Raw genomic sequence first — 24,285 nt, forward strand, 5'->3', positions numbered from 1 at the left:
AGAGATATCTAAGCGCAAGAAATAGAACGATATTGTTCTATTTTTTTTACCTTTTGCTGATGCGCTAAAAGGTGTTTGGAGCCAAATAACATTAAAAGGTATTTGAGAGATGACCTAAAAAACTCTTTGGGTGTAGAGGAAGTCAATGGTAAATAATATGAACAGTTAAATTCGTCAACTATTCTTACTTGTAGGTTATCCTCCTATTGGCGGTTGAAAGAGTGTACAACATTTTAATAATCGCTGAGACTCTCATGTATATATACTTTTTGAATATCTGTCTTATTGGTTTCAAAAATCGCATTTTCATCAATATTTAGCATTTTATTAATAAAATTTAGTGCTCGATTTATACTAGAATCAATACAAAAACTACATTTAAGATTCTTTTCTTTTAGTGCTTTTTCCCATCTACTTTCAAATGAATCAAATTCTTTAATAAAATTTTCATTTTTGATCCCACTTCCACGAAATAAGCCGCAGTATTGTATTAAATATCCTTCTTTGTAAGATTCAATTACTGTTCTTAGTTGAGTTGAAAGACATTTTAGTGGAATGTTAGATTTATCTTTAAAAGAGGGGAAGTGCACAAATGGTAAGTTTAAGTCTTTTGCTATTTTGATAGTGTTATTTAATTTTTTAAGATCTTCTATCTTCCATGAGATTTTTTTATGATTTATATTCCTAAATGATAAAGAATCAATACCGATTTCTGACATTTTTTTTATTGTTTCTAATATCTCATTTACATTGTCAGGGTGAAGTAGAAAGGTGGAGCATATTATTGGGAATTGAGTACGAGATTTAATCATACTTTTACAAACTTTTAATGTTTGATCAATCCCAGTATTTGATCTATGAATATGCATTCTTGTTTCATCAGTAATTGAATTTAGGCTCCATTGAATTTTATTTACGTACTCAAGCATAAGCTCTGCAATCTCACTAGTAAGAAAATCACCATTGGTTATAATTGTTGATTTTAAGTTGTATTTAGAGGGGAGCTTGATAATTTCTTTAATATCAGGATGCATTAATGGTTCACCACCACCACAGTATCTAACTGACTTAGTCCCTTTTGATGCAAGTTCTTGTAGTAGATTATCAAGCATTACTTTGTTAATGTATGAACGATAATAGTTGGGATTTTTCCTATAAGAAGATGAAAAGCAGAAATGACAATTACAATTACAGTTTTGTGTTATATCTATATCAACTTGCAATGGGACCCTATAACTTCCGTTACGAATTTTTTTTAGCGCATCCACGTAATCCAGAATCGAAAGAGGGAAAAAATCTCCATCGTGAGCATCAGTCATTCCAATTATATCCCCTTCCTGATTAAAACATATAATTTTCGACCAACCTCCAAAAATACTACTTGGCATATCTATCTTTTTTAATTTATTGGTAATTTCAACCATTTCTTTATTGACAGCGAATTTTTTATATTGCTAGCGAATTTCTCATTAATATTTTTAGAGAGTTCTTTTAAATCAGAGCGCAAGAAATAGGTTTTTTTATTTAAATCATAATTGACATGGTTGTACAGCAAGCTATTTTTATATGCTGCAATCCGTTGCGTATTCTTGTTTATTTTTATGTTATTTTCTTGGAGAAGTTTAATGGCCTGTCGTAGCAATTCATCTTTTCTTTCTTCACAGATTTTGGATAAGAAGTAACAACAATAAGCATGACAATAACGGCCAGCGATTTTACCATTTTCTGTTCGAAAAGGACCAGAATGTGCCTTTCTGGCCCAATCTAAAATATTGTCAATATCTGTTTCGTTTACTAAATTTAAGTGGATAAGTGCTTTTGCCCCCCAGAAACGACCTAAATGATGAAATGGTTCTCGCTCGGATTCAATTGGTTTAAATATTGATTCTGCATTTTTTAGATTGGTCAAAGCCTTTTTCAAACTCTCATCTGAATTAGTCGCTATATAATTGTAGTATTCAATTATTGCACCTATAGTTAAATTATTTGCTTTCAATATGCGTATTGAAGAGGGAGAAGTATCGTCTATAACAATATTCTGATCGGCCTTTATATAGCTCCTCTGTGCTTTTATTATGTTTAATGAATGATATCTTAGCAACGCTAATGAACTTTCGTGTACTCCTTTCATCAAGTTTGATATTTGTATAGGTAGAGACTTGCTCAATTTGTTTAATATTATACTTAGTTTACTATCTTGGATTGTCTCTAAACTATCCCAATCTTCAGTACTGTCAAAAATACCTACATATAGCCATAAAATTCTAGGAATTATTTCAATATTGTTTTCCCAATCACTTTCTTTAATTATTTTATCTAGTATTTTTTTTGCTTCCTCTGGTTTATTGTCGTTTCTGTACATTAATGCTTTTTGAATTGAAACCTCAATGGAGTTTTCACTTTTTATCTCAGTTTTATTTGTTAAATCTTCAAAAAAATCATACTGACACCACAGTTTAAATAAGAAATCAGACAGCTGTTCTGTTATTTTATCATCTTGGCAGTCTAAGTATATAGGGATGACATTAATATGCTTTAAATATTTTTCAAACTCTTCGTCTCGCCTTGGCAATACAATATATTTATCAGGAAGAGCTCCAGAATTTAATTTTTTTTCGCCTTCAAGAATTCTGAAAATATTATCATCCTGAAGGCTATAACCAATAAACAGTATTGTATTTGAAGCAAAAATTATTCTCACGAACTCATCCACTAAATTAGGAGTTTTTATTCTTTCGATATAATCTTCTTTTGTTAAAATAAGTAAGTCTCGTATCTCAGTGTCGCCATGGAGTTTTATTAATATGTTTTTTCCTTGATTGATCTTGGGAATGTCTGATGCTGTTCTGACTATGATCAATTCGTCATTATTATTTAGCGCAGAATTTTTAAATGATTTTTCTATTAGTTGATCATAGTTTGTAGTGATATAGATATTGGCATTTAGTCTTGTTATTAGTTGGTGTAAAATATTAGGTTTGATATTATTGTTGTCGAATACTTTATTGAAATTTTTATTAAAGTTTGGGTGAAAATGAGCTATGGACATTGCTGTTGGAAATGGCAATCTGTCAAATCCATTTTCATTTATAAATGATTTAGCGCTTGGTAGGCCTGAGGGAATGGATATTCCTGCTCCGCAAAAAGGTACTAAGCTTTTTTTCTTTAATTCTGGGGCAAGGATTTTGATGGCTTCATTTGGGTTCATATATATCTCTAAAGCTTAAATAGGGTTCGTACTTACTGATATAATTAATTCGAGGGTAAAATGTTGGCACATCTTCTTGGTTGATTATTTTTAGGGAAATGACTTCTTCTATAAACTGTTCCTCGTCTAATTCGGTGAGTTTTTTATTTATTTCCGTTCTTTTTATTTTATTTAAATATGGAATTATTAATTTCTCTCTAATTAGTTTTCCTCGTGATATTTTTTCGTTGTTGTATGGGAAAACTATTTTTACAAGGAATTCTTCTTTTATAATACTTCTATAATTGCTGAAATGAATAGAGTCTAGTTTGTTATTGATGAAAAAAAATTCTTTTTTTAGAAATTCGTGGGTGGTTTTGCAAAATAATTTGTCGAATTTTTTCACAAATTCTTCATGGGATGAAGAGTTGTAAAAATCTAAATTCAATTCGTATAACCTATTTGTAAGATCTTTGTCTTTTAGGTTGAATTTTAAAATATCCATGACCTTATCTGGAATTATTGAAGGAGATAAATTCAATGCAGTTGTTATCCAAATAGGGTCTTCGATAAAACCAGTGATAATATCAGCCATCAGAAGAATCATTGCTTCTGTGGAAATTTTATTGATTTTTTTATCAATAACATGTTTTACTTCGGAAAAATCAAAAGGAGTGCTCGTCAAATTATTATCTGTAATATATCTTTTTAGGTCTTTTCCTTGGTCGAAAAATCCCTTTTCGCTATTGTGGGAAAAAGGCCAACGATTTAGGTCGTGCCCCCAAGCTAATAACTCCAACTTATTCAAATCAACAAAGGTACCATGCCTTCTAAAATTTATCCCCATAACCAAGGATACCCAAACAACTCGTCTCACATGGTAATATCTTGAGAAGGCAATATTTCTTGAATTATGAGGTTCATGTAAGATTGTGACAAATCCTGTTATTTTTAAGAGTCTGTTTACGTTTTTTTCTATGATTTTAGGAGGCTGTAATTTTGTTATCTCTAAATTTTCCATAATTTTATAGTTGTTACGAATGAAATTACAGTGCTTGTTATTTGTTTCCTCGAAAGTAGGTATAAAATTGCGAATACACAACAGTAATAGAATGTTTTTAGGGTTATGTAAATAATATTCTTTTTTAGTGGTTAAGCACTAATGTGTATTTATAGAAAACTTCGACGGGTAAATTGTATTTGATTCACGGTAGTCTTAGAATCAATTACTAGGTCCACAAATATACAAAATTCTATTGATTTTCGAATACTTATTAAATTAAATCCATTGATAATTGTTAAAGCGCTCCGCGCTCAGAATTTTTTATTTTATGTTTTTTGATTACTTATTTTGTTTGTTCTGTAATTATTAAAAACAATCATCACGGCCAATGACGAAATTTCTTTTGAGAATTTACCCAAGGCGGTAGCTCACTTAGTGAACGAAGTAGCTGAGATCAAAGCATTGGTCGAGAAAGGGCAAGATGTGGTTATTTCTCCAAAACGTATTCCTATCGGGATAGATGAGGCGTGTAAAATCATCGGGAAAGCCAAGCCTGCAATTTATACGCTTGTGCGTAAGCGTTTACTCCCTTGCTATAAGAACGGAAAGCAACTCTACTTCTTCGAGGATGAGTTGCTCGAATGGATAGCTAATGGTCGTAGAAAAACTGTGCGAGAACTAGCCGAAGACTCAAAGCTCTTTATCTCTGAAAAGAAAGCCAAGCTCTCTCATTTCTAAATCCCTATTCAACGATGAAAGAAGAAATGGATGAACGACCAGAAGGGAAGCAATCCAAGAATGAACGGATAGAGTCCTTTCTAAGGGCGCACTATGACTTTCGATTCAACACCGTAAAAAGTCGCACGGAGTTTCGATACTCGAATAAAGATGAACCTTTCTATCCTCTCTGCAAATTCGACATCAACTCCATGCGACGGCTATTGGACTCTTCACAAGGTATCAGTACCTCGGCAGAGAATATACGAGCGATATTGGAAAGTGATTTCTGCCCGCGTATCAATCCTGTACAGGAGTATTTTCAAAAACTATCGAATTGGAACGCGGGAGAGGATTCGGAGATTATTCACTTGGCTTCGTGCGTAACGGTTCGGAATCCTGAGAAGTGGCAAACCTACTTGACCAAATGGCTTATTGCAGTGGTGGCGAATGCGATGGATGATTTATTCTGTCGCAATCACACCTGTCTGGTTTTGACTGGAGAGCAGGGTAAGTTTAAGACCACTTTCTTAGACTTGCTTTGTCCCGTGGAGCTAAAAGCATATTTGTTTACGGGTACTATTGACCCTCAAAACAAGGATACGCAGAACCTTATAGCCGAATACCTGTTTATCAATATCGACGACCAACTCAAAGCCCTCAACAAAAGAGACGAAAATGAGTTGAAGAATCTCATCACAACTCCACGGGTTAAGTATCTCAGACCATACGATACGTACATCGAAGAGTATCCTCACTTAGCCAGTTTTATGGCTTCGGTAAATGGTAATGACTTCCTTACGGATCCGACGGGTAGTCGTCGGTTTCTTCCTTTTGAAGTAGAAGCTATTGACATAGAAGCTGCTAAACAGGTCAATATCAATAAGGTTTATTCGGAGGCTTGGTGGTATTGGGAAAGTGGATATCGGTACTGGTTTGATGATGCTGAGATTGCAGAATTGCACCGAGAGAGCGAAGGCTTTCATGTGCAGACAGTCGAATACGAAATGTTACTCAAAGGCTTTGAGAAACCAAGTCCTACGGAAGAATCTTATATGACTACTTCGGAAGTCCTGAATTATTTGCGTGGATACACCACACTAAACCTCTCTGAAAAACGAATGGGTGAAGCCCTGCGCAAAGCAGGATTTGAACGAAAGTCTCGACGGATAGGAGGTAACCCTATGTATGTTTATCATATCAGGAAAGTCTTCCCGAATCCGTTCGTGAGTTCCTTTTGACCTATTGTACTACTTACTACAAGAGATACTAATCCAGTGAAAGAAAAAAGATTGAGCCTGTAGTATGGTTTTATAATCTGTCTTACAACAGAGTTACTACTCTCACCGATGATACTACTACGAAAAAATAGGTTACGACTCTTTTTCTTTTCACTGTGAAAGAGTTATCCATCCATATTCATGTAGTAAGGAAAATCTCCAAAACTTAGAAAAACATGATGAATATTGAACATATAAAATCCTTATCTCTGAAAGATTATTTGGCAAATAAAGGCCATTACCCCGTGAAGGAGTATACGACTTATGGAATGTATAGAGACCTTTTTCGAGAAGAGAGTAGTCCAAGTTTCAAGGTTGATTATAGAGCAAACCTCTGGTATGACTTTGGAAGCGGAGAAGGTGGCAGCATAATTGATTTGGTAATGAAACTACATGGCTGCACACTGTCTCAAGCAATTGGACTGTTAGAAAACCGTGTAGAGATTGGCCCTCTTACGCAGAACGACTTTGAACGACAGGTAGAGAGGCGCGAAGAGATGAAAATAATCGAAGCCGTCTCTACGCTATCGGAATGCCCAACGACTTGGGAGGTTATGCCATTCGTAATCTCTATTTCAAAGGTTGTTTTCCTCCTTCCTGTTTCTCCTCCTTTGATCGAAATACGGACACTGTAAATCTCTTTGAAGGATTTATGGATTACTTGAGTTTTTGTACTCTTTATCCTGAAAGAAATACTGAATCTGCAGTTGTATTGAACTCTGTAAACAATCTCCAGGAAGCTCATCCTTTGCTCTCGAAATATGCCGTTGTTAACGCTTATCTCGATAACGATGCAGCAGGAAAGAAGACACTTGAAGTGCTTCGGAGAATGAATCTTCCCGTTAATGATTGCCCTATTCTTTATGAGGGACATAAAGACTTGTATGATTTTCTCTGTCGAAAAAATCAAGAACTCATTTCTCCTCCGAGAAAGAGAAGTCGGGGACTCAAACGATGAATGGGTATGGAGTCAAGCCCTTTGCTTATTAGAGGAGCAAGTTTGTGTTTTGGTCAGACCAAAACCTTGCTCTTCGAGGATTGACTCATCCCGTTGGTCTATTCATAAATCAAAAAACAAATGCAGTAATGAAGACAATAGAAAATCGTAATACGAACGATCGCCCACCCAAACGACCGGTAGAAAAGAAGAAATATAAGGTTACACTGAAAATGGCAACCGAGGAGTTCTACTCTCTGAAAGCTAAAGCGCGGCTTGCAGGGATTACTCGAAGTGAATACATCCGTCGTTGTATTGCTACGAGTATAGTCAGGCAGAGACTATCTCCAGAATTGATGAATCACCTTCGCCAGCTAAGTGGTATGGCCAATAATGTCAATCAGATTGCCCACAAAGCCAATGCTATGGGATACGCACGAGTCTATCAAGACAACCTTGTGATGACTGAGAGATTGGACAATATCATAAAACGAATCGAAGATGATTGCTAAGATTGTTCAGGGGAGAGGATTTCGAGGGGTGATAAACTATGTTTTGGAGAAAGAGCGTGCTCAGCTCTTGCAGGCGGAAGGCATTCGTCTGAAAGATAGAGAAGCTATAATCCGAAGCTTTATTACTCAAAGTAAACTTAATCCCAAGATTACGAAACCTGTAGCCCATATTTCTTTAGATTTCTCAGCTCAAGATAAAGGGCGTTTAACGGATGCTTTTATGGTCAAGGTGGCACAGGAATATTTACAGAAAATGGGCTACTCCAACACGCAGTATCTTATTGCTCGTCATCACGATACAGACCATCCACACATACACATGGTAATCAATCGTATTGATAACGATGGTCGAAGAATTTCAGATCAAAATGAAAAACTACGTAGCACAAAGGTCTGCATGGAACTGACTAAGAAATACGGACTATATATTGCTTCTGGAAAAGAGAATGTCAAGCGTGAACGGCTGAAAGGGAACGACAAAACCAAATATGAGATTTACGATGCTCTCAAAAAATCTATTCCTCAAAGTTTGACGTGGAGACAGTTGCAAGCAACCCTAAAGTAATCAGGTATAGGCTTGGAATTCGAGATAAATGGCAATACGTATAAGATTCAGGGCATCATTTTTGAGAAAGATGGTAATCGGATTTCAGGCTCCCATGTAGATAGAGAATGTAGCTTCTCAAAGATTGACAGGCAGATTAAAGATAATGCCTATCAAGCACTGCAAGTGGCAGAAAAACAAGAGTTCAAAACATCGGAAACTGGAGGTGTGATGGATGCTCTTGATTCTCTTATCGGGCAACTCAACATTTTTTCTCTCTTTAATAGTCCTCATTATGATGCAACGCTTGCCGAATACATTCAGGCTCTGAAAGCCCGAAAGTTGGCAGCTAAAAGTAAAATCAGAATACGCAGGGTACTGCACTAATGTTTAATCACAAAAGAAAAAGTATATGAATACAGATAGAATGGATACCTCGGCCGTATATGGTCTATTTGAGGAATTGAAGCAAAGTCTTACGGAAATGGCTTCCTCCTTAAAGGGAAGATCTGAACAACAAACAATCGATTTGAGTAAAATCGAAGAACTTTTTGGGAAGATGAATACACTTTCAAAGCAAGAGGTGTTTTCTCCCGAACAAATCAGAGTTTTGGAAGAAATACTTACCAAGAGTGTAGTGGCAGGACTGGAAGTAGCCTTTGAGAAGCTGGATGGATGGAATGCAGAGAAAAGAGAGACTCTACAAGCCATCGAGGCGAAAATTGATGAGATGGGCAAAGAGAGTCGTACTGTCATCCGCAAAGAACATATTCTTAGTCTTGACTTTAAGAATAGTAAAACGGTTATCACTCTTTGCTGTATGGGGCTTGCTATTTTGTTTTCACTGCTTGGAAACTTCTGGCAGATGCGACAAAACAGTCAACTGTCAGATAATGACTTGAAGTATCGCCACATCAAAATGTATGGAGAAGCCAATCAGGAAAAGCTAATGGATTTGGAAACGCTCTTTACCTATGAGAGAAACGAAGAGCAGATTGCACTTATCCGAGAACAAGTGGAAACTTACGAACGATTGGTCAAAGAACAGGCAGAAAAGACAGAACGAGCCCGTCTGAACACATCGCAGGCAAATGAACTTCATAAGCAAGCAGAATCCATAAAACAACGGAAATAAATGCTTCTCTTCTATACCCATTAAAAGATTTAAAGGAATGAGAAAATAAATCTTCATTCCCTTTTTCTATGCTATTTCATTTCATATCTTTGCGCTATCAAACAGAGAATATTGAAAGAGATGGATAAACCCATGAATCGAATCAAAGAAGTGCTTGAGGAGAAAGGTATTAAGCAAACATGGCTTGCCGAAAAACTCGGCAAGAGTTTCAGTATTGTCAATGCCTATGTCTGCAACCGCCGTCAACCAAGCCTCGAAACTCTCTTCCAGATTGCAGAGATATTGGGAGTGGAGATAGAAGTACTAATCAAAATGAAAAAGTAGCATGAAATACAAGTATCAATTAATCTTATTAGGTTCAATAGAGAATCCTATTATCAAAGGAATCAAGGGCCAAATTATATCTGGAATCATTGATTTAAAGTTACCACAAGATATCATAAATATAATAGACAGAAATAATTGGAAAGATGAGTATGTGGGAAATCAACCCGCATTCTGTATATACCTTGGAAATGATAATGGGCCTTTCGAAGATTTGGCTATAGTTGAAAAGCTTATTAAAGATGGAACAATGATTCTTCCTGTATTTTTCAATGATTTCTCAAAGGAGATACCCGAAGAACTCAAAAAACAAAATGGAATTAAATATGATGATAACCAGCGAAGTCGTATTGCTAATGTTGTTTTACAAGCATTTGAACTCTTGAGAAGCACAAGAAAAGTATTCATCAGTTATAAAAGATCAGAATCAACTTCTGTAGCTATACAAATGTATGAAGCTCTAGAATCCCATCACTTCGATGTCTTTTTAGATACACATTCTATCGAAAAAGGTGAACTTTTCCAAGAGGAGTTGTGGCACAGAATGACCGATTGCGATGTTATACTATTACTAAATACCCCTGGATTTTTGGAAAGTTATTGGTGTAAGGAAGAACTCGCAGAAGCAGGTTCAAAACAAATAGGAATTGTTCAATTAGTTTGGCCTAAGCATAAGATTAATGCTATTTCCCATCTAAGTTTCCCCTTAAATTTAGAAAGCACTGATTTCGTCGATACAATCTATGATGATAAGGATAAATCAAAACTAAAAAATGATAAGGTTGAGGAAATAGTACAATTTGTTGAGTCTGTACGAGCCAGGAATCTAGCATCTAGGCAAGATAATTTAATAACCGAATTTATGAGTATAGCCAAGCAATGTGGTAGAAGCATTACAGTTCAACCCGAAAGATTTTTGACAGAAGAACTATCAGGCAAAAAGATAATCTATATACCTACTATTGGAATACCACAATCTACTGATTGTCAATCAGCAGAAATTCGACATGAGTTTGAAAAAATCCCTAATAACACTTGTATTAGATTGATTTACGATGATTTAAGAATTAGAGATAAATGGTTAAAGCATTTAGATTGGCTAAATGACAACTTCAAAAAAGACATACATACACTAAAAAAACAAGATTTTGAAAAATGGCTACAACAGAAAAAATGAAAAATATTTTCCTTTCGGCGAGTATTCCTTTGCCAGAAAGAGATGAGAAATATATAGGCACGGCAGATATTATAGCAATACGAGATGCTGTAATAGCATTAACGACAGTAGTACTCCCCCATCATAGGTTAATTTGGGGAGGTCATCCTTCTATTACCCCACTAATATATTATGTAATGGAGAGGCTGAATTTGAATATTCAAGAGCATATAACCTTATATCAATCAAGATTTTTTGAAAAATACTTCCCAGAAGACAATAATAAATTTGAAAATATAGTATTTACTGATGTCGTTGATAATGACAGAGAAAAATCTCTATTATATATGAGGCATAAAATGCTTGATGAATCTGAATTTTCTGCTGGAATTTTCATTGGAGGAATGGAAGGTGTAGAAGAGGAATATGAAATGTTTGTAAAAAAGCACCCAAAAGCGTTGGCTTTACCCATAGCAAGCACAGGTGCCGCTGCAAAAAAAATATATGATGAGCGATTTACAGACAAGAATGAGCGATTAGTAAAAGACTACGCCTATATGTCCCTATTTCAGAAGTATTTAATTAATGAAATATAATTTATTATGAGTAGAAAAGTTTTTTATAGTTTCCATTTTGATAATGATAACTGGCGAGCTGGACAAGTTCGTAATATGGGAGTGGTAGAAGGGAATCAACCCGTTAGTGGAAACAAATGGGAGGAAATCAAACAAAGTGAATCCTCTATCAAAAGATGGATCGATGACAATCTAAAAGACAAGTCTTGTTTAATCGTTTTAATAGAAGAGAAAACAAGCGAAAGAAAGTGGGTAAAGTATGAAATTGAGCGAGCTTGGGAATTAGGGAAAGCTGTTTGTGGAATTTATATTGATAGACTCGAAAAATCTTATGGAGAGCAATCTCTTAAAGGTAAAAACCCTTTGCCAAGTTATATGCCTACTTTTGAAACGGAATACAGCTCAAGTAAATATGCATACAATGATATTAAAAACAATATCACTAATCTAGTAGAAAAAGCTATCGAAGTAAGAAAACTGTATAAATAGTCATGAAAAGAAAAGTTTTTGTATCCTATAAATATTCAGATAAAAAAGTTTGTAGATTAAGTGATACCCCTTGGGGAGAAACAACAACAGCACGCCATTATGTAGATAAACTAACAGGAATTCTTGAAAAGGAAAATCATATCTATAAAGGAGAAGATGATGGAGAGAGCTTAGCCGATTTTCAAGATAGTACAATTGGGTCTAAATTAGCCGATAAAATTTTTGATAGTAGTGTAACCATAGTGTTAGTATCAAAAGGTATGAAAGAAAGCAAACCAGAAAGAGACCAATGGATACCATGGGAGATTTCTTACTCACTAAAAGAGCAAACTAGAGATTATGGTAGAAGTAAAACCAACGGTGTAATAGCAGTCGTCTTACCAGATGAGAATGGCAGTTATGAATATTACATAACGCAAGATACTATTTGCAATTGCAGAAGTTTAAATACCCCATTTCTATTTCAGATATTAAGAGAAAATATGTTTAATGTAAAAAAGCCTAATAGAAGAATTTGTGAGGGAAGTTGGGTTTATTCTGGAGATTGTTCCTATATCCAATCTGTAAAATGGGAAGATTTCGTAAGGAATCCTTCAACATATATAGATAAAACAATTGAACTTAGAGATAGAAAAGATGAATTTGAAATAGTTAAATCTATTAAATAGGATAATGAGTATGGCAAAAAAACTAGATAGAATAAATATCTTCGTGAGTCATTATCATGAAGATGAACGACAGATTAAGGCCCTAAAAAGCCTAATGGGAGAACATTATGAAATGAAAAACAGCTCTGTTACATCAGAAAAATTCAATCGAGCAAAAAATCCAGACTATATTAAATCTCTGCTTAAACCTCTTATTTCTTGGGCTGGTACTTTTATTTGTCTGATTGGAGAAAACACTCATAATAGTGAATGGGTTGATTGGGAAATAAGACAGGCAGGAAAGATGGGTAAACGCATTATTGGTGTATATTGCCATGGTGCAACTGATGCAGATGTTCCTGATGCCCTAGAAGAGTTTGCAGATGCTATTGTTGGATGGCGAAAAGATAAAATCTCTTCTGCAATTAGTGGAGAATCGTATTTTGAAAAGGCAGATGGATCTGTCCGCCCTTTTATTTCTATGGGGCGAAGTACGTGTTAAATATTCAACTTTTGATTTATTTATTTGGGAAGTCTATACTTTATACTGAAAAAACAGGATATATAGTTGCTTTGTGGGGAAAGATTACACAGTCATATATTGAAGGAAAAACTGTTTGAGTATGAGTGAAAATTAAAAAAAATACACAAAACTCATATTTGCAAAATATGGCACGAGGTTTTAGTTACATAGTCAAACGAGATTTTGGGTTTGCACCCAATCCTTTCTATGGATTTTTGACACTAGCTACATGCAAACCTAAAATTCGCAAGTATGTACGGGTCGGAGATTACATAATAGGTAATTCAGATAAAGCATCAGGTAATAAACTCATATATATGGCGAAAACTTCAAAAATTATCACTTTTGATGAATATTGGCAGGATCCAAACTATGCCTGCAAGAAATCTATAATGAATGGAAGCTATAAAAAGTTGTACGGTGATAATATTTACCATCACGAAGATGAAATATGGATGCAGGAAGACTCTCATCATTCAAATGAAGACGGTTCTACCAATATGTATAATTTAAGAAGGGATACTGGAATGACTGATAATGTATTGATAGCGGAAGAGTTTTTTTACTTTGGAAAATCAATGTTTAATGTGCCTGAAGAGTATGAGAAGTGTATCCATAGAGGGATTGGGCATCACTGTCCAGATGAAATGCAATGTATAGCACTATGGTCATACCTGCATAATAATTATGAAATGGGACTAATCGACACCCCTAATTTATTTAAAAACTTTACAAGGTATGATGGTCAATCATAAACAAATAATACCCAATGATGATATTCTTCGATATTATTTTTATTTCATGCAGGAACGCATGAGTATTTTTTGGCGAAAATATGAGGGACATGAACCATTGACAGAAGACCCCATCCTCAAAAAGTATAGATTTACCAATGTGTATAGAGCTTGTGATAGAGTCAGTCAATATCTTATTCGTGATGTAATAAGTAAAGATATAGAAGACTATACCCCACAGGATATGTTGTTACGCATTTTAGTATACAAGATCTTTAACAAAATCGAAACGTGGGAATATGTAGAACAAGTGTATGGAAACATAAGAATAAATCATTTTGACGTAACAGAAATAAGCAACCTTCTTTCAGAACGAAGAAGGTGTTTTCCTATTTTCAATAATGCTTACATGATGACTGGCACTCATAAAAAATATAATTACTTGCCATCCAAGCATGAAAAGTGGTTGTCAATGGTTAAAGAGGAGTTTTTAGGCAATGAAGTTGTTGAAAGTATTCTTAATGTAAATTCTTTAGAAGGTGTATATCGGACTTTGCGCAAGTGTTCATTTTTAGGTGATTTTTTAGCATATCAATTTGCTATTGATTTCAATTATTCTCCATATTTAAACTATAGTGAGAATTCTTTTGTAAAGGCTGGTATAGGTGCTATAAGAGGGATAAAAAAGTGTTTTGTCTCGTATGGGGATAGTTTTGAAGATGCGATCCATTATGTACACGACAACATAGATGTACTAAGAGCAAGATATGGGTATACAGATTTTCGTCCTCTTCCAGGTCATGAGCCAACACTACTGGACCTGCAAAATTGTTTTTGCGAGACCGACAAATATTTGCGAGAGAAAGTGCCTACCCTACAGGTTGGCAATATCCGCATTAAACAGAAGTATAATGCATCAAGAACTAGAATTCTCTTTAGATTCCCTGAAAAATGGGGTGTAGAAATAAATCAAGAATGTACACAAAAGAATTTGATGGAATAAACTCTTTTTTAGTAGGTAGTTGTAAACTTCTACTAAAAGAAGCTCAAGCAAGAGATACCCGAGGGCACAAATGCTTTGAGTTGAATGGACCATATATGTTCAAAATAAAAAATCCTTGTGCCCGCCATATAACTATACCTGAGCGTAAATGGTTAAAAGTCTTACCGTATGCAGAATCCTTGTGGATTGCATCAGGAAGAAATGATATTTACTTTATAAACCACTATCTGAATAGAATGGGAAACTATTCTGACAACCAGGAAACCATGAGAGGAGGCTATGGCCCAAGGATTCGACATTTTAATGGTAGCTCAGAAGATTATGATCATAGAGTAATATCCAATGAATCTGAGAAAGAAACAGACCAGTTTAGGTACATTGTGGATTGTTTTAAAGAAGACCTTAATACTCGCCGAGCGATTATAGACTTGGGAGATCCTATGAAGGATTGTTTTGACAGTGAGCGAAAACTCAAAACTACGAAGGATCTTCCATGTACGCGTACTTTACAGTTTGTCAAGCAGGCAAGTAGTGACAAACTTGATCTCATTGTCAGTATGAGATCAAATGATTTAATTTATGGGGCAAGTGCAGTAAATATTTTTAACTACACCTTTATGTTAGAATATTTTTCAAGTATTCTTGGTTTAGAAATTGGGGAATATATTCATATTGCCAACAATATGCACTATTATGAAAAGTTTGATGAATTGGTTCGACGTATAGCTTCTATAGAGGCAGTGGAAGATGTAGGAGAGCCATTAAAAAAAACATTCCATTCTTTACACGAGTTTGATGAATTAGTAGCAAAGCTATCAAAAGAGGAGGAAAAGATGAGGCAAGACAGACATAATTACAAAGAAGGAGAAATGCAAGACTCTTTCTTTCAACATTGGTATCGAGTATTGTATGACTACAATATGAAAAGATTTAAAGTCTAATTAGACTTTAAATACTCCCTTTCTTGCTGAATATAATTCTTGACTCTGACCCATTATAATTGATTCTTTATGTAAATAATTCAAAGTAGACATATGATTACAAGGAAAAACCTTCTACAAATGCTTTCAGACACTGAGAGCTACAATATCGAGAGGACAGAATCGACTGGCAATATGGATAAGTTTTGTCAGGCTATATGTGCTTTCTCAAATGATATTTCGGGTAGAGGGAAGAGTGGCTATCTCATTATTGGAGCCAAGGACAATGGAGAATTATCTGGTCTGAAGGTCGATGACAAACTCTTATTGCAGATTGCCAATATTCGGACGGATGGCAACATTCTCCCTCAGCCCACCATGACAGTAGAGAAGTTCCATTTTGATGAAGGGGATGTATTGGTGGCAGAAGTCCAGCCCTCAGAATTTCCGCCTGTACGTTATCGTGGTCGTGTTTGGGTGCGTGTCGGCCCTCGGAAGAGCACTGCAACAGAGGCAGAAGAAAAGATACTCACAGAAAGGCGACTTTCGAATGTTCGTACCTTTGACGCAATGCCTTGTCTTGGAACGAGCATTGACGACTTGGATGTATCTCTCATTCGTAAGGAGTTTTTGCCCAAGGCTGTGGCAGAGGATATTCTCGCTGAGGACAAACGAGATATTACGAATCAACTCGCCTCCCTTGGCTTATATGATTTGCGTTATAATTGTCCGACTAATGGGGCTATTGTCCTGTTTGGAAAGAATCCTGAGCGACACGTACATGGGGCGTATATTCAATATGTACGCTTCAAGGGTAAGGATCGTGCGGGTGATATTCTCAATGAACATAAGTTTAGCGGAAATCTTTGTAGGGTATTGCCTAAGATTGATGCTTTTGTCGAGACAAGTATCTCACAAAAGCGTCCCATTCCCGTAAGTGTACTTCGGGAAGAAACAGTTTCCAAGTACCCATATTGGGCTACTCGAGAGTTGTTGATGAATGCCATTATGCATAGGGATTACGAAGGGAATGCACCTATTCAGTTTTATGAGTATGACGACCGTATCGAGATTCAAAACCCTGGCGGATTATATGGCAAGGTTAGTCCCGATAATTTCCCCAATGTGAGTGATTATCGGAATCCCTTTATTGCCGAAGCAATGAAAGTCTTGGGGTATGTAAACCGATTCAGCCGTGGAGTCTACCGAGTTCAGAAGGAGTTGGAAGAAAACGGTAACGGGCAAGCCTATTTTGATTTTTCATTGATTACAGCTTTTCGAGTAGTTGAGAACGTTTCTCAAAAGTATTTTGAAGAGGGCTTTGGAGGAGAAACTGCCCAAGAAAAGCCCAAGAAAGGCCCAAGAAAAGCCCAAGAAACATCCAAGAAACATCCAAGAAACATCCAAGAAGAACTATTAGGCATAATCCAAGAAAATCCAGAGATTACACGGAGAGAAATGGAAATGATACTCGGATGTTCAACGGGTAAAATAAAGTATTACATTGAGAAAATGACTAAGCAAGGTGTCATCAAGCACGAAGGCTCTACAAAGGCTGGAAAGTGGATAATAATCAAATAGAACGTGAAGAATGTGTTGTACATAATATTGAGCAGTCTTTTGTTGCTTGTCGTGCTCACAGGAGCACTCCTTCCGAGAATCAGTACAGCTACAAAATGGTGTTTTATATACCTTTGTTGTGGTTAAACACTTATCATAGGTTTAAACATATATACTATAGCAAATGTCAAATAATGCAGTTTTTCGAAGAATGTTCCCTCATGAGTATTGCATGTTGGAGGACTTTTTGTATGAAGCCATTTTCATACCTGAAGGAGTAGAGCCTCCTCCGTATGACATTATTTATCTACCAGAGCTATATATGTACATTGAAGACTTTGGGAGTAAAGCTTCAGATCTAGCAGTAGTAGCTGAAGTGGATGGAATCATAATCGGAGCAGCATGGGCACGTATCATGATGGACTATGGACATATTGATGATCAAACGCCCTCTCTTTCCATCTCGCTACATCAAAACTTTAGAGGACAAGGCATCGGTACAAAACTTTGGAAGACATTACTTGATCATCTCTTTCTGGCTGGTTATCACCAATGTTCTCTATCTGTACAAAAAACAAATTTTGCTACTAAACTGTATGTACGCAGTGGATTTTATGTCGTCAAAGAGAATCAAGACGACTATGTAATGGTAAAGAAGCTCAGAGAGTAGATAAATCAGAAACACTACTACATTGTCTACAATATAACCATAACCGATTGTTTGTAATCGATTTCAGAAATCATATTTGTACCATGTGATTGCAATCTGCTGTAAATCAGTATAGATTTGTTTTGAAGAAGTCAAATAAGCATTAGATTCCAACATAAATAGAAAAATCGCAGCAAGTGTTTAGCTTGCTGCGATTTTTCTTTTTACCTCATCCCTTATGCCTAACTAGAGGAAGGTATAGTACTTTTATCGTTTGGTCGGTTATACTTTTATAGTTCTAATAAGGTTATATCATTGAGTAGAAGCCAAATAAAGGAAAGAGGCGAGATAGAATAGGTAATGAAGATAAAATCTCTGATTTTTATCTTGCTTTTTTCTATCTAACACATTATTCCATTTCATATCTTTGTGTTAGTGCATTATCCTACATTAGTGATAGGCGAGAGATGATATGACAAGATGATAATAAAGTGAAATCTTGATTTAGTAAGAATATGGAATTACAAACAGAACGTTTAATTTTGAGACCATGGCAAGAGAGCGATGCCGAAGATCTTTACAAGTATGCGCAAAACCCTAATGTTGGTCCAATAGCCGGTTGGCCCCCACATACGAGCATAGAGAATAGTCGTGAGATTATTAAGAGCGTTCTTTCGACTCCTGAAACTTATGCTGTTGTATTGAAAGCGACAGGAGAAGCAGTCGGTAGCGTTGGGTTAATGACGGCAAGAAGTGAAATTCACTCTGCAAAAATGGCAGATACCGAGTGCGAAATAGGCTTCTGGCTTGGAGAGCCATTTTGGGGACAGGGTTTGATACCCGAAGCTATAAATGAGTTACTTCGATATGCTTTTGATGACTTAAAGCAGACTGTCGTTTGGTGCGGTTATTTTGACGGAAATGAAAAATCAAGGCGTGTACAAGAGAAATGTGGATTTACTTACAGCCACACAGAGCACGACAAAGCAGTTCCATTATTGAATGAATTTCGCACAGAACATTTCACGAAACTCACATTAGACAATTGGAGAAAAACCAGAAACAGATAAATATGTTCGGTGATGCTTTTGTGGACTTAAACCTGTTTATGACAGTATTATATCGAGAAGAATTCAGGATAGGGTTAAGTGTTAACTTTTAATTTTCAACCAAAATCGATATGAAAAATAACATAACCATAGCTATAGCTACGATCTTTCAAAACGGAGGGGATGCAACAAGAGCCCTTGAGATAGCGAAGATTATAGATGAATATAAACCAGAGAATTGTAATCTCAGGATTGTATTCCTCACAAGAGGAAGCCTATACGAAGATAAAGTTATTGAAGCAGGATTTGAGCTCTATCGGGCTACTCCTCGATTGGAAGGTATTCGCTATCAAGATGATTTCGAAACTAAATTCGGAGAGCTGATCGGAAACGAATCATTAGCTTATGATATATTGCAGGGGGAGATTAAAGCATATAAAGAAATCAACCCCGATTTACTCATTTATGGATTTTGGCCGATAGGGAGCATCTCAAAGCGTTTGGCTATTCCAAGTGTAAAAAGCATTGCTTTCCTGCCACTGCCGTTAACGGAAACTTTTCTAAATGAGAGCCTCACCTTTCCTGATGAATTATTCTTTTCTCGATTCCCAGCTAAGTTTCAGAAGTGGGTAATGAGCTGTATTCCCCATTCATTTAAAAAGAGGAATCCGGCATTAAAGCATTCCTTAATCAGAAAGGCTGCTGAAAAATCCGGATGGGATGGATCTCCTTTAATCAACATATTTGAGATGCTTAAGTCTGATCTTTTATTGGTCAATGATTTGGCAGTCTTTTACCATACAGAGCAATACGACAGTACGGTAATCTTTACAGGACCGGTGTATGCTCAGGAAAAGCAAGAAGAAATAAAAGACAAAGAAATTCTCAAAATTCTTGATGATACAAATACACGCAAAAAGTTCTTTTGCACTCTTGGAACATCAGGAAGCAAGGAGGAGTTATTAGAAATAGTAAAGATGTTCAACTCTCCTTGGGGCATGAAGTGTGGTGGTATTATTCTTTCTCCTCCTTCTGTTTGTCCATTGGAAGAGTCTCAACGACTGCTTAACAATAAAAATGTTTATGTAACCGATAAATTTGTTCCGGCAAAAGCTATTAGTAAAAGAGTTGATTTAGTAATATGCCATGGAGGACAAGGAACGCTGCAAACAGCAATAACGAGCGCAATTCCTTTGATAGGAGTCGCTACGCAACCTGAACAGAAAATCAATTTGGAGCATTTAGAGGCGTTTGGTTCTGCTATTCGGATACCTATGAGAAAGTGGAACTGCAAAACTCTTGAGAAAAAAATTCAAGAGGTTTTGGAGCATTACCCCGAATATAAACAAAGTGCAGAAATGCTGTGCAGACAATACAATGAAACCAATGCAAAAAAAATCATTGGAGAATCAATTTGGGAATCAATAGAAGTTGTCAGAAAGTAATACCCAAACAACCGGTAATAATATTCTGATTGTTTATAATTGATTTCAGTAGTCATATTTACTCCATGCTATTGCAATCTGTTATAAATCAGAATGTTTTTTTTGTTTTTACTTCAAGGAGGAATTATTAAATAAGTAGTATTCCTACTCGTTGCTACTAATCTCAGTAGCCAATTATCGGAAGTTATACGAATCCGATAATTGGCTGTTTTTATTTCTATATTTGATTCCCTATAATTTTAAGATAAATGAATAGTCGGATTGTAGCTGTTTAGAAAATCATTTGAACGTGTTAGAAAGATAGGTGAAAGGTGTTTAGAAATATGAAGTGAGTCTTGGTTGCTGAAAATCAAAGTTTGGATTCTGGAAATTATGACTTGATTTTTACCAACCGAGCTTTGATTTCTCTTGTTAAACGTATTCACCGAAGGAAGTGAACAGGTTCTTTGGAAATTTGAAATATGGTCAGACTATAAATTCTTCACACTGTTTCAGATGAAGAGAGGGGTGTTTTGTGGATCTGTCAGTGATTATTCTCTTGTGAACAAGAGAGCGTGAGAAACGATTTATGTATGACGTTTTTTGCGGAGCCTTATGGATGTGTACTTTGCTTAGCCTTTCCTGCCATGTTGATCTTTGTGGGGTGTCTGCAAAAGGTATCTGTTGAAGGCTTTTCTAATCTTGGCTCCGGTTTTTCGGCTATTATCTGTTTATTTTTCTTCGCACGAAGAGCGCATGGCATCTTTGTTCTTGGTGCGAGAGGCATGCTTGATGATCCATGCGCACTCCTTTGTCATGTCCGGGCTTTCCCAGTCGGTAATGATCTGCTCAAACTTTAGAGGATCGGCTTTGTAAAGATCGTTCAGATTGTTGGCAACGCTCTTTTGGATGGTTTTGTCCGGATCGTTCCTCAGGTTAGAGAGAATCCTCCGGTAGAGATCAAAGTGCCGTAGCGCGACATCTGTTTTCTTTGACCATGGGAGGTATATGCGGAGGCATTCGCTTGCCAATCGACGTACTCTTTGATGCTCGTCTTTGCTCCACTCCAACATCAGCCGCATGGTCTTTTCGGGAAATCGAATGAGGATCGGACGCATACAGTATTCGCCTGTGAATCTTTTGGTCAGCTCTTTGCTGAATGCCGTGCTCGGCTCGAAGTGAGTGTCTCCGTATAGCTCTACGAACTTGCCCACGGGCCAAAGCCACCACCCCTCGCTGAACATACCTAAGCTCCCTTCGACTTCCGGTCCGAGAATCCGGATGAAGATACTTAGTGTCTGTTCGTAGCTCTCAGGCAGGCATGCTTTGAGCGCAGTGGCAATGAGGATTTGTCTGTCGTTGAACTCTAAGAACTCCAGCCGTTGCGATACCAAGTTGATAAACTTGCCGGTATCAAACGGAGGATATACCGATGCTATTTTATGTCCAAGAAAGAGGCAATACTCCTGATTATAATACTCCTTTAGTTTCTTTGCCATGTTGTTGTCTGTTCGTTTATCGGATTTGAGTGGGCTGAGACTTTGGGTGGTGAAGTAATTGATAAGAAGAGGTCCGATTTCGGATGTTGTTGCGGCATGGAAGCTGCAAAAGAGGAATGACGGAAGGAAAGCATGGGAATATTCGAAGAGAGAGCAAGAGCGCAAACGCGTGCCGAGAAAAAGAGAGTAGAATCGGAGCTTGGAGATAACTTGGAGATAAATAGAAGAGCGAAACAGTAATGTTTCGCTCTTGTGTTATGGTAGTATCAGTCCCACTTATTTTTTGTAGAGACGGCATATTTCCCTCCGCCTGTAAAGAATAGAGCAAGAGCCCCGAATAAGAAGAGTCCGGGTAGTTCTGCCCCCCATCCTCCGTACTGATTGAGAGAAAAAACGGGGTGCCCTCCTAACCAGATAATGGCAATACAATTAAATACGAACAGGAGTGCCGCTAAGCGTGTCCTTGCTCCAAGTATCAGCAGAAGAGGTGCCAGAATCTCTCCTATATATACACCATAGGCGATAAATGCAGGTAGGCTTTTTGCTTCAAGCATCCCTTGTACGGGGCCCATGCCTCCTTGTAGTTTGGCGATGCCATGCAACAGCATCATCACCCCGATCGAGAGTCGGAGGATCAAAATGCCTAAATCTTTGTTTCTATCCATAATGATATTGTGTGTTTGATGTTGTCTTATTTTGTGTCTGTTTTCTGTATTGCTCTGATCAGGCAGTCATAGGTACTTCCATAAGAAGTATTTCGGTGCCCGAAGCATCGGACGTCACGGAGAGAGTGTCTATATCCCAAATTCCGAGACCGTCTCTTGTTGAGAGCGAGTGGCCCGAAATAGTGGCTTTACCTTTTATGATAAAGGCATAGACGCCGTTGCCTTTGTGCTTTATCTTGTATTCGGATGTTGTGCCGTGGTCAAACTTTCCCATATGGAACCATGCATTTTGGTGTATCCATACCCCTTCATCATTCGGATCGGGGGAGAGGATTTGGTGGAATCGGTTGATCATGCTGTTTATATCCAAGCTTTTTTGATCGTAGCGAGGAGCAACATTTTTTTTGTTTGGGAAGATCCAAATCTGTAAAAATTTGGTCAGACGATCTTTGTTCCTATTATATTCACTGTGCTGAATACCTGTCCCGGCACTCATGACTTGAATATCTCCCTGCTTGATCACAGCAATATTGCCAAGAGTATCTTTGTGTTCAAGATCTCCCTCCAAAGGAATGCTGATAATCTCCATATTGTCGTGCGGATGTTTACCAAAGCCCATTCCTGCTGCAACGGTATCATCATTGATTACTCTAAGTGCACCGAAGTGTATGCGTTCGGGATTGTAGTAGTTGCCAAAGCTAAAAGTGTGATAGGATTCTAACCATCCGAAGTTAGCTTTACCACGTGTTTCTGATTTGTGAATTACAAAATTTTTCATGTTAATTAAATCTTATGTGGATTGTGTATAGCTTTTTATAAATTGGTTATCGACAATCTATCCGTAGAGATGTTCTGAAGAGTGTGAGGATTGTTTTATATCTCTTCTTCTGGGAACAACACACTATGAAGCCATGTAACTTAAGTAATTTCCCAAGTGAAACGAAAGCACTATATGTAAAGTGAGCATTATCTCGCTTTTTACATATAGTGCCATCTGAATCGGGTGATTTTATCTTACCCGAGTGTAGAATAGTAGATAAAACGAATCTTCTATCTTCTGTTTTACTTCACTATAAGTGTCTCTGCAAGAGAGAGTTTTTCTTTTGCACTCACCTCTTCAACCGGCGCTCCGAAAGGCATCTGTGCTGTGAGTACCCATGAAGGGTCTACACCTGCAAGGGTCTTGATTTCATCGTCTATCATACCGATGTAGTGCTGAAGATTTACTCCAAAGCCAAGTACATCCAGACCCATCCATACGGCGTATTGGTGAGAGCCCTGAGTCTGTTGAGCCCAAAGAGGAAAGTTTGCAGCGTATGCGGGGAAAGATGCTTGAAGGCCTTCTGTGACAGAAGGTACATCAAAGAAAAGAATAGTGCCGACACCGCTTGCAAAAGCTTGACGTACTTTAGGTGCTGTATTAGCTTCGTACTTCTCTTGCCCCATAAACCCTATCAATGCCTTTTCTATAAGTTCCCAGTGAGCGGTATGCGCTTCTCCCGTAAGAAGTACCATACGAACAGGTTGAGAGTTGAAAGCTGAAGGTATGTTTTGTAGAACATGACCGAGAAGGTCTTCGACGGCTTCGCGTGGAGCTACCCATTCCGGACGGATAGCATAATGAGAATGGCGATGCGAAAGGGCATCTTTAAGAGTTTCTATTTTTGTAGTCATATATTCAAAAAAACCAACTAAGGTGCTATGTCTTTTTATAAATCAAAAATTTGATTTAGTTTGTCCGCAACAATAACTA

General features: G+C 36.9%; 28 protein-coding genes. 21 read left to right on the forward strand and 7 right to left on the reverse strand.

Features of this window, described 5'->3' with window-relative positions:
• Positions 1 to 233 precede the first annotated feature (233 nt).
• Genes HQ39_RS08850 through HQ39_RS08860 form a run of 3 tightly spaced genes read right to left on the reverse strand, consistent with a single transcriptional unit; the run spans position 234 to position 4,208 of the window.
• Positions 234 to 1,424, reverse strand: coding sequence for a radical SAM protein (locus HQ39_RS08850; RefSeq protein ID WP_036865542.1), 1,191 nt, complete (start codon positions 1,422 to 1,424; stop codon positions 234 to 236).
• The gene (locus HQ39_RS08855) at positions 1,400 to 3,208 is read right to left on the reverse strand and encodes an SIR2 family protein (protein ID WP_036865544.1); all 1,809 of its coding nucleotides are present in this window, start codon (positions 3,206 to 3,208) and stop codon (positions 1,400 to 1,402) included. The genes HQ39_RS08850 and HQ39_RS08855 overlap by 25 nt, the downstream gene beginning before the upstream one ends.
• Positions 3,195 to 4,208 carry a hypothetical protein gene (locus tag HQ39_RS08860; RefSeq protein WP_152565552.1) on the reverse strand — a complete coding sequence of 338 codons (1,014 nt, stop codon included), beginning with the start codon at positions 4,206 to 4,208 and terminating at the stop codon, positions 3,195 to 3,197. The genes HQ39_RS08855 and HQ39_RS08860 overlap by 14 nt, the downstream gene beginning before the upstream one ends.
• Positions 4,209 to 4,568: 360 nt before the next feature.
• Here HQ39_RS08860 and HQ39_RS08865 point away from each other — a divergent pair, with 360 nt between their 5' ends.
• The 21 genes from HQ39_RS08865 (at position 4,569) to HQ39_RS08955 (ending at position 20,389) form a co-directional block, all read left to right on the forward strand.
• On the forward strand, positions 4,569 to 4,928 hold the full coding sequence (locus tag HQ39_RS08865) for a helix-turn-helix domain-containing protein (protein ID WP_036865548.1): 360 nt from the start codon (positions 4,569 to 4,571) through the stop codon (positions 4,926 to 4,928).
• A gap of 14 nt (positions 4,929 to 4,942) precedes the next feature.
• Entirely contained in the window at positions 4,943 to 6,148 is a 1,206-nt protein-coding gene (locus HQ39_RS08870) for a VapE domain-containing protein (protein WP_410524601.1), read from the forward strand.
• Positions 6,149 to 6,363: 215 nt separating this feature from the next.
• Entirely contained in the window at positions 6,364 to 6,822 is a 459-nt protein-coding gene (locus tag HQ39_RS09705) for a CHC2 zinc finger domain-containing protein (RefSeq protein WP_235317660.1), read from the forward strand.
• A gap of 17 nt (positions 6,823 to 6,839) precedes the next feature.
• A complete protein-coding gene (locus tag HQ39_RS09710; protein ID WP_235317661.1) occupies positions 6,840 to 7,145 on the forward strand; it encodes a toprim domain-containing protein in 306 nt (101 codons plus the stop codon).
• A 128-nt stretch (positions 7,146 to 7,273) separates the two neighbouring features.
• Complete coding sequence (locus HQ39_RS08880) at positions 7,274 to 7,636, forward strand: MobC family plasmid mobilization relaxosome protein (RefSeq protein WP_036865550.1); 363 nt, start codon at positions 7,274 to 7,276, stop codon at positions 7,634 to 7,636.
• On the forward strand, positions 7,626 to 8,201 hold the full coding sequence (locus HQ39_RS09715; protein ID WP_235317662.1) for a relaxase/mobilization nuclease domain-containing protein: 576 nt from the start codon (positions 7,626 to 7,628) through the stop codon (positions 8,199 to 8,201). Before HQ39_RS08880 ends, HQ39_RS09715 begins: the two co-directional genes overlap by 11 nt.
• Before the next feature lie 12 nt (positions 8,202 to 8,213).
• Positions 8,214 to 8,567, forward strand: coding sequence for a hypothetical protein (locus HQ39_RS09720; RefSeq protein ID WP_235317663.1), 354 nt, complete (start codon positions 8,214 to 8,216; stop codon positions 8,565 to 8,567).
• Positions 8,568 to 8,739: 172 nt separating this feature from the next.
• The gene (locus HQ39_RS08890; protein ID WP_235317664.1) at positions 8,740 to 9,315 is read left to right on the forward strand and encodes a hypothetical protein; all 576 of its coding nucleotides are present in this window, start codon (positions 8,740 to 8,742) and stop codon (positions 9,313 to 9,315) included.
• A 120-nt stretch (positions 9,316 to 9,435) separates the two neighbouring features.
• Positions 9,436 to 9,639, forward strand: coding sequence for a helix-turn-helix transcriptional regulator (locus HQ39_RS08895; RefSeq protein WP_036865553.1), 204 nt, complete (start codon positions 9,436 to 9,438; stop codon positions 9,637 to 9,639).
• 1 nt (position 9,640) lies between these two features.
• Positions 9,641 to 10,816: a toll/interleukin-1 receptor domain-containing protein gene (locus tag HQ39_RS08900; RefSeq protein ID WP_036865555.1), complete on the forward strand. Its 1,176-nt coding sequence runs from the start codon at positions 9,641 to 9,643 to the stop codon at positions 10,814 to 10,816.
• Positions 10,795 to 11,391, forward strand: coding sequence for a hypothetical protein (locus HQ39_RS08905; RefSeq protein WP_036865557.1), 597 nt, complete (start codon positions 10,795 to 10,797; stop codon positions 11,389 to 11,391). The genes HQ39_RS08900 and HQ39_RS08905 overlap by 22 nt, the downstream gene beginning before the upstream one ends.
• 3 nt (positions 11,392 to 11,394) lie before the next feature.
• Positions 11,395 to 11,859, forward strand: a complete 465-nt coding sequence (locus HQ39_RS08910) for a TIR domain-containing protein (protein ID WP_162832523.1) — start codon at positions 11,395 to 11,397, stop codon at positions 11,857 to 11,859.
• 2 nt (positions 11,860 to 11,861) lie between these two features.
• Positions 11,862 to 12,527, forward strand: coding sequence for a TIR domain-containing protein (locus tag HQ39_RS08915; protein ID WP_036865560.1), 666 nt, complete (start codon positions 11,862 to 11,864; stop codon positions 12,525 to 12,527).
• A 10-nt stretch (positions 12,528 to 12,537) separates the two neighbouring features.
• A complete protein-coding gene (locus tag HQ39_RS08920) occupies positions 12,538 to 13,008 on the forward strand; it encodes a TIR domain-containing protein (RefSeq protein WP_036865594.1) in 471 nt (156 codons plus the stop codon).
• Positions 13,009 to 13,133: 125 nt separating this feature from the next.
• The gene (locus HQ39_RS08925; RefSeq protein ID WP_152565553.1) at positions 13,134 to 13,784 is read left to right on the forward strand and encodes a hypothetical protein; all 651 of its coding nucleotides are present in this window, start codon (positions 13,134 to 13,136) and stop codon (positions 13,782 to 13,784) included.
• Entirely contained in the window at positions 13,768 to 14,766 is a 999-nt protein-coding gene (locus tag HQ39_RS08930; protein WP_036865561.1) for a nucleotide kinase domain-containing protein, read from the forward strand. Before HQ39_RS08925 ends, HQ39_RS08930 begins: the two co-directional genes overlap by 17 nt.
• Positions 14,739 to 15,707 carry a thymidylate synthase gene (locus HQ39_RS08935; protein ID WP_036865563.1) on the forward strand — a complete coding sequence of 323 codons (969 nt, stop codon included), beginning with the start codon at positions 14,739 to 14,741 and terminating at the stop codon, positions 15,705 to 15,707. Before HQ39_RS08930 ends, HQ39_RS08935 begins: the two co-directional genes overlap by 28 nt.
• Positions 15,708 to 15,800: 93 nt before the next feature.
• Entirely contained in the window at positions 15,801 to 17,267 is a 1,467-nt protein-coding gene (locus HQ39_RS08940; protein ID WP_036865564.1) for an RNA-binding domain-containing protein, read from the forward strand.
• Between the two features lie 163 nt (positions 17,268 to 17,430).
• Positions 17,431 to 17,916 carry a GNAT family N-acetyltransferase gene (locus HQ39_RS08945; protein ID WP_036865565.1) on the forward strand — a complete coding sequence of 162 codons (486 nt, stop codon included), beginning with the start codon at positions 17,431 to 17,433 and terminating at the stop codon, positions 17,914 to 17,916.
• A gap of 494 nt (positions 17,917 to 18,410) precedes the next feature.
• Positions 18,411 to 18,965, forward strand: a complete 555-nt coding sequence (locus HQ39_RS08950; RefSeq protein WP_036865567.1) for a GNAT family N-acetyltransferase — start codon at positions 18,411 to 18,413, stop codon at positions 18,963 to 18,965.
• Positions 18,966 to 19,075: 110 nt separating this feature from the next.
• Positions 19,076 to 20,389, forward strand: coding sequence for a nucleotide disphospho-sugar-binding domain-containing protein (locus tag HQ39_RS08955; protein ID WP_036865569.1), 1,314 nt, complete (start codon positions 19,076 to 19,078; stop codon positions 20,387 to 20,389).
• A 710-nt stretch (positions 20,390 to 21,099) separates the two neighbouring features.
• Here HQ39_RS08955 and HQ39_RS08960 read toward each other — a convergent pair.
• The 4 genes from HQ39_RS08960 to HQ39_RS08975 all read right to left on the reverse strand — a co-directional run bounded on the left by HQ39_RS08960 (position 21,100) and on the right by HQ39_RS08975 (position 24,206).
• Positions 21,100 to 21,867, reverse strand: coding sequence for a DNA alkylation repair protein (locus HQ39_RS08960; RefSeq protein WP_036865571.1), 768 nt, complete (start codon positions 21,865 to 21,867; stop codon positions 21,100 to 21,102).
• 266 nt (positions 21,868 to 22,133) lie between these two features.
• Entirely contained in the window at positions 22,134 to 22,532 is a 399-nt protein-coding gene (locus tag HQ39_RS08965; RefSeq protein WP_200878524.1) for a DoxX family protein, read from the reverse strand.
• A 58-nt stretch (positions 22,533 to 22,590) separates the two neighbouring features.
• Positions 22,591 to 23,310: a pirin family protein gene (locus tag HQ39_RS08970; protein ID WP_036865573.1), complete on the reverse strand. Its 720-nt coding sequence runs from the start codon at positions 23,308 to 23,310 to the stop codon at positions 22,591 to 22,593.
• Positions 23,311 to 23,594: 284 nt separating this feature from the next.
• Positions 23,595 to 24,206: a nitroreductase family protein gene (locus HQ39_RS08975; RefSeq protein ID WP_036788566.1), complete on the reverse strand. Its 612-nt coding sequence runs from the start codon at positions 24,204 to 24,206 to the stop codon at positions 23,595 to 23,597.
• Positions 24,207 to 24,285 lie beyond the last annotated feature (79 nt).

Origin of the sequence: Porphyromonas sp. COT-108 OH2963 (genome assembly GCF_000768895.1) — a bacterium.
GTDB lineage: Bacteria > Bacteroidota > Bacteroidia > Bacteroidales > Porphyromonadaceae > Porphyromonas_A > Porphyromonas_A canoris.